The organism is Mesorhizobium sp. M7D.F.Ca.US.004.03.1.1 (assembly GCF_003998635.1).
GTDB classification, from domain to species: Bacteria; Pseudomonadota; Alphaproteobacteria; order Rhizobiales; family Rhizobiaceae; genus Mesorhizobium; species Mesorhizobium loti.
Map to the genome: position 1 here is coordinate 1 of NZ_RZQG01001231.1, position 1,433 is coordinate 1,433.

General features: G+C 61.5%; 1 protein-coding gene and 1 pseudogene. One reads left to right on the forward strand and one right to left on the reverse strand.

The window, feature by feature from the left end; translation table 11 throughout:
• Positions 1 to 532, reverse strand: a 532-nt coding sequence (locus EN935_RS35870; protein ID WP_127374221.1) for an ATP-binding cassette domain-containing protein, incomplete at its 3' end; no start/stop codon positions are given.
• Positions 533 to 826: 294 nt separating this feature from the next.
• Between EN935_RS35870 and EN935_RS35875 the strand changes: the two are divergent.
• A pseudogene (locus EN935_RS35875) lies at positions 827 to 1,433 on the forward strand (sugar ABC transporter substrate-binding protein); the annotation flags it as partial.

A 1,433-nucleotide genomic window follows, 5' to 3' on the forward strand; every position in this document is an offset into this window, starting at 1 on the left:
CCTTGATCTCGGTGCGCATCTGCACGCGCAGCTTGGCGTCGAGATTGGAGAGCGGCTCGTCGAACAGGAACACCTGCGGATTGCGCACGATCGCGCGGCCCATGGCGACGCGCTGGCGCTGGCCGCCGGAAAGCTGCCTGGGATAGCGCTTCAGATAGGGATTTAGATCGAGGATGTCGGCGGCGCGCTTGACCCGCTGGGCCACCTCGGCCGGATCGGTTTTCCGCAGCTTGAGCGCAAAGGCCATGTTCTGCTCGACGGTCTTGTGCGGATAGAGCGCATAGTTCTGGAACACCATGGCAATGTCGCGCTTGGCCGGCGGCAAATGGTTGACGACGCGGTCGCCAATGGCGATCGTGCCGGCGGAGACGGTCTCCAGCCCGGCCACCATCCTGAGCAGCGTGGACTTGCCGCAACCCGAAGGGCCAACCAGCACCACGAACTGTCCGTCGGCGATGTCGACGCTGACTTCGTGCAGAACCTTGACCGTTCCGAACGCCTTGGCCACCTTGCTGATCGCGACTTGAGCCATATACTCCCCTTCCGGCTCCCACTGGCCGTAGGCGCAGAAGCTAACCAACGCGACCGGTCAGGGCAAGTCAGTCTCTTATAGATAAAAACCTGTTCTCGTTGACACGGCGTTTGGTTGTGAGAATAGTGGCGGACGCTGGTCCGAATGCCGGTTACCCGATGCGCAAAATCGGAACTTCAATCGAGCAGGTGGGGTCCTGCGCAGTTCGTTTCCGAGCCGGGAGAACCGTTGGCGCTCCAGCGTCCGACAAGGTTGGTCATATCCATTCACGCTGATGTTCTGGGAGGAATAGTCATGAGAACAGGTCTTTACGATAAACTTGTCCGTGCCGGCGCCACACGGCGCGACATATTGAAGGGTGCGGCCAGCATGGCCGCGATCGCCGCCGCATCCGGCGCCGGGCTTGGCGCCTTGACGCGCCCGGCTTCCGCGGCGAGCGAGTTGCGCTCCAAGATCCTGCAGATCCCCGGCGTCGGCAAGGGCCAGCCGACGGATGCCGATTTCCAGAAGGTCGGTGAACTCTGCCTCGAGGCGACCAAGGCCAACGTCAAGGAAGGCGAATTCGCCGGCGTCGAGCTGACCTTCATGGGTCTCAACAACCAGAACCTGCACAATGTGCTGTTCCGTGGCTTCCTGAAGCCATGGGAGACCTATACCGGCGCCAAGATCAACTGGATCGACCTGGCGCAGGCCGACTACAACGCCCGCCTGCAGCAGTCGATCGCCACCGGCACCGTCGATTTCGACATCATCGAAATGGGTGCACCGTTCGAAGGCGATGTCTGCGGCAAGGGCCTGACGTCGGAAATGCCCGACTGGGTCAAGAGCCAGATCGATTTCGACGATCTGGTCAACTATCTGAAGCCGCCTGTCGGCACCTGGGACGGCAAGCAATACCGCG